This window comes from Okeania hirsuta, assembly GCF_003838195.1.
Taxonomy (GTDB): Bacteria; Cyanobacteriota; Cyanobacteriia; order Cyanobacteriales; family Microcoleaceae; genus Okeania; species Okeania hirsuta.
Genome location: NZ_RCBY01000393.1, coordinates 1 through 4,364 on the forward strand (window position 1 = coordinate 1; position 4,364 = coordinate 4,364).

The 4,364-nt window shown below is 38.9% G+C and carries 4 protein-coding genes and 1 pseudogene; all 5 read right to left on the minus strand.

What is annotated here, in order from left to right:
- Positions 1–535: pseudogene (locus D5R40_RS30725) on the minus strand (RNA-guided endonuclease TnpB family protein); the annotation flags it as partial.
- A gap of 98 nt (positions 536–633) precedes the next feature.
- Positions 634–762 carry a hypothetical protein gene (locus D5R40_RS41640; RefSeq protein WP_275670439.1) on the minus strand — a complete coding sequence of 43 codons (129 nt, stop codon included), beginning with the start codon at positions 760–762 and terminating at the stop codon, positions 634–636.
- A 38-nt stretch (positions 763–800) separates the two neighbouring features.
- Complete coding sequence (locus D5R40_RS30735; protein ID WP_124146911.1) at positions 801–2,024, minus strand: hypothetical protein; 1,224 nt, start codon at positions 2,022–2,024, stop codon at positions 801–803.
- Positions 2,021–2,419, minus strand: coding sequence for a class I SAM-dependent methyltransferase (locus D5R40_RS30740; RefSeq protein WP_124146912.1), 399 nt, complete (start codon positions 2,417–2,419; stop codon positions 2,021–2,023). Before D5R40_RS30740 ends, D5R40_RS30735 begins: the two co-directional genes overlap by 4 nt.
- An 11-nt stretch (positions 2,420–2,430) precedes the next feature.
- The gene (locus tag D5R40_RS38385) at positions 2,431–4,158 is read right to left on the minus strand and encodes a glycosyltransferase (protein ID WP_205127760.1); all 1,728 of its coding nucleotides are present in this window, start codon (positions 4,156–4,158) and stop codon (positions 2,431–2,433) included.
- Between the last annotated feature and the right edge of the window lie 206 nt (positions 4,159–4,364).

Consider the following 4,364-nt stretch of genomic DNA (forward strand, 5'->3'; position numbering starts at 1 on the left):
AGTTTATTTGTGGCTGATTCGTTTTTTCATACACTACTTCAATTATATAGCAGCTAGTAGCAGGTACTATCCTAACTTCGATTACAGTATCCACAACTACAGGTATTTTGATATCACTCATGGATAAGTGACAAATACCATTTTTTAAACTTGCTCTATAGACTGATTCCTTTGAATATATAACTACATTTCTACCTTGGGTTTTGTCCTTATATTTGGGTATTTTGGGCTTACCCAAAAACTTCCCTGGATGTTTTGACCATTCTCCCATTGCCTGAAAATAACTACGCCAAGTGGCCACCAAGCATTTGATTATTTGTTTTGATACTTTAGTTGGTAATGCTCTATAAGCATCGCTATCTTTGGTGGCGTGGTACAGTTTAGTTAAATCCAGGCTTTTTGAGGACTGGAAAAAATGCTGACGACAATAATAATTAGCCAAATCATACAAGTTTTTCGACTTAAAGGCTAATTCATCACAAACTCGCCAAAAGTTATGTGTTCGGTTAATAATATGTCTATCAACAAGTCGCATTCACTTATTCGCTTTTTTGATAATTTATTGTTACCTATTTAATATTACAACAATGAGTGTAAATTTTACAACTATTTTCTACGGTTTAAGTTTAACAGTTAATCACCCCGACGCTTCAAGTTATCTAGAGCCGTAATTTGCCACTCTGGATAGCGTTGAGCAAGTCCCAGACCAAGTGATATGCCCACAAAACCTGCTCCTCCGGTAATTAAAACTCTTTTACTCATTAGGTTAATCGTAACAAAAACTCTCTTTGTTTAACTTATCACCAATTTCGATCGTAACAAAAACTCTCTTTGTTTAACTTATCACCAATGTCCTCTAAGTCTTGAGGCTCAATTTTGAATACTAAGTGACTGTAGGCAACGTGATCCACAGGTTTTTTATTCTCTCTTAGCCATTGAAAATTTTTTGGATTGGTCGTAATACCTAATAGTTGATTGGCTCCAACCACAACTAAATCGGCTTGAAACTTTTGAGGATTAACTTCTTCTTGATTGGCTCCACGCACAACTAAATCGACTTGAAACTTTTGAGGATTAACTTCTTGTTTTAGCTTTTTCCTACGACATCTCATATATTTTGCATCAGGATTTCTTTCAAGATACTGTTCTAAATAAATCCAATTTTGACCCCAGTCTAAGTTAGAGTCGGCAAGGATTGTGTAGGCCATTTTTCGGTCTAGCAGCAATTCATTAAAGTATGATAGGTAATGAGGAAAATAAGAAATATTAGAAATTAATAAATAAGCGACAAGACTAGTTACAAAAATCCGATATCGATTTCTTAATGCTGTCCAGGCTACTGCTAATCGGCTAGAGAAAACGAAGAGAAATGGGAAAATCATCAGGATGTATCGAATACCAATCTGAGCAGTGGTAAAACTGAAAGCAATGAAAAAAAATAGAGAGGGGATGATTAAGAAAGCTTCATTTTGCCAAAAATTCATTCGATGTCTATATCGAAGCAGGCTGACAACAGCCATAAATAGAAGTAGTTGAGTGGCAATAGGCACTTTGTAAAGGAAAGCAATGATAAAGTATTCCTTAAAGCCCTTCATTTCACCATTCTCTAAGCCTAATCTACCCATTAGATAAGTAGGACCATTGCCAAAAGCTGTTTCTTGTTTGTATTTACCCATATCTAGTCCCGAGAGGTAAGCATAGGGAACTGGAACAGGTAAAGCTCTCAACAATGGTGAACTAGCTTGTAATGAAGTGAAAGCTCTACTTGCAAACTGATAATCCCCTAGCTTTGTAAAAGTTTTTTCAAAGGAAAAACCAATATTAATGATTAGGATTGTCGTAAATAAAAGCAAGATTGTATAAGTACAAAACTGTTTGATGCCTGACAGAATAATCTTGAATTTTTTCGTTCGGATTAGATTCAAAATGGTTGGGCTGTAAAAGCCAATGGTTAAAATAAAATAGATGGGCAATAAATAAACTGCGGTGTAACGCGAGATTTGGGCAATACCAAACGTAATCATGATAGCAAGACTTCAATTAGCTCCTCTTTATTGCCTAAATGCTCAAAGAAGTTGGAAACAAATATCCTATCAAAGCGTTTATTAATTTTTTCTTGCTTGTTTAAGTCTAAAATATTGAGATTGAGAACATGGACATCAGGATTGGCGAATGTTTTAGAGTCAGGATTGAGATCGATTAAGTATTTTTCTCTTGCTTGAATATGATTGATAAACTCACCATATCCTCCCCCGATATCTAAAACGTCTGCTTCTTTGCCCAGATGCTTTTGCAGGAATTCCTTGATTAATACTTTCCACAAGGCGACTTTGGCTTTTCTCTGTTGATAGTTAAAACGATTAGAGTAAAGCTTTTTTAGGTATTCTTCTTGTCTGAGCGCTCTGTTATCTGCAATCATAATTCTTCTAGTTAGCGAATTTTATTCTGGATTGCTATTTGAGGTTGCTTGCACACATAGTCTCCTCTGGAGAGATGTTTTTCTAGCCAGATATAAAGCACAATAAACAAGTATCGGCTTCCCATCTCTTTCAGCTTTAACTTGGATAATCCCGTAGTGCGGTTGCGCCAAGTAATGGGCATGGTTGTGTAGGAATATTGCCGTGCGATCGCCTTAAGGGGCATTTCTACCGTTAAGTTAAAGTGGTGAGACAGCAGGGGAGAAATTCCTTCAATTACTTCTCGCCGGTAAGCTTTAAAGGCATTGGTAGTATCATTGAACTTTAAGCCAAAGAGAACTGAAATGAATAAATTGGCGAGGCGGTTCACCATTAACTTGTGGGTGGGGTAGTCAATAACTTTACCTCCCCTGATAAACCTAAAACCGAACACGCAATCGTAGCCTTCTTGCAGCTTGTAATAGTAATCTACAATATTTTCTGGCGCATCCGAACTATCTGCCATCACGATGGCTACCCCGTCTCCTAGAAAATTCTCTAAACCGCAGCGAATGGCAAAGCCAAAGCCGTTAGGGTAATAGTTATTAATGTAGCGCACCTTGCTGTTTTGAGCACTTAGCTGCCTTAACAAGGCTTCCGTGCGATCGCGACTGTTGTCATTGACCACCAAAATTTCGTAAGCAATCTTTTCTGCTTCTAGAAGTTGGCTGATAGATTGAACGGTGGTTACAATGCAACCTTCTTCGTTGTGAGCCGGAATCACAATGGAGAAAACCTTAATCCTTTTGGATGTTTCCGCTCGTGGTGGTTTTGGTAAAGAACAGCTATGGGCCAGTGCCGGAGCCAATCCCCTGATAAACCTAAAACCGAACACGCAATCGTAGCCTTCTTGCAGCTTGTAATAGTAATCTACAATATTTTCTGGCGCATCCGAACTATCTGCCATCACGATGGCTACCCCGTCTCCTAGAAAATTCTCTAAACCGCAGCGAATGGCAAAGCCAAAGCCGTTAGGGTAATAGTTATTAATGTAGCGCACCTTGCTGTTTTGAGCACTTAGCTGCCTTAACAAGGCTTCCGTGCGATCGCGACTGTTGTCATTGACCACCAAAATTTCGTAAGCAATCTTTTCTGCTTCTAGAAGTTGGCTGATAGATTGAACGGTGGTTACAATGCAACCTTCTTCGTTGTGAGCCGGAATCACAATGGAGAAAACCTTAATCCTTTTGGATGTTTCCGCTCGTGGTGGTTTTGGTAAAGAACAGCTATGGGCCAGTGCCGGAGCCAATCCCTCTGGGTAATAGATTTCTGAGGAAAAATCTGCTTGTCGCTGAGCATGAGAATGTTTAACCGGAGTTTTAAAGACTAAGTTATCGCTAATTACATAGTTAAGAGTAGCATTGATTAATACCCCAACTAAGGTATTAATTGCGTAATTAACCCCCCACCAATCTAAGAGAGGAAAGACCAAGAATATACGAGCCACCACAGCAGTTCCTGCAGAAACATGGTAGAGGGGAAGTTGTCGCCAGAAAACTTCTCTAAATGTCCAACTGCCCCCCGGCCAAACCCAAATCCGATAGACAAAAAAACTAAATAAAAGTGAAAGTTCGATTGCTATTAGATTAGCGACATTGTCATAGCTGTGGATGTTGTCGCGTACCTGCTTGCCTTTATAGCCGTAGATTTGATAAGGCTCTCCGGTGATGGTACATTTCATTAAGTTAAGATAGAAAGCCATGCAATTTAGTTCCCGAGTGACTTTGCCCAGTTAAACATCCGTTCTTAGAAACCTATGATTATCTATATAAATCTATGATTTTCTATAAATAATCTGTTCTATTCTTGCTTCAATCTGGCAACGTCGGCGTTATCCAGTCCACAAGCTGTCACGGTCGTTCGCGTTAGCGTTGCGGAGCAAACTGACCGCCATAGCTAAATTTAACG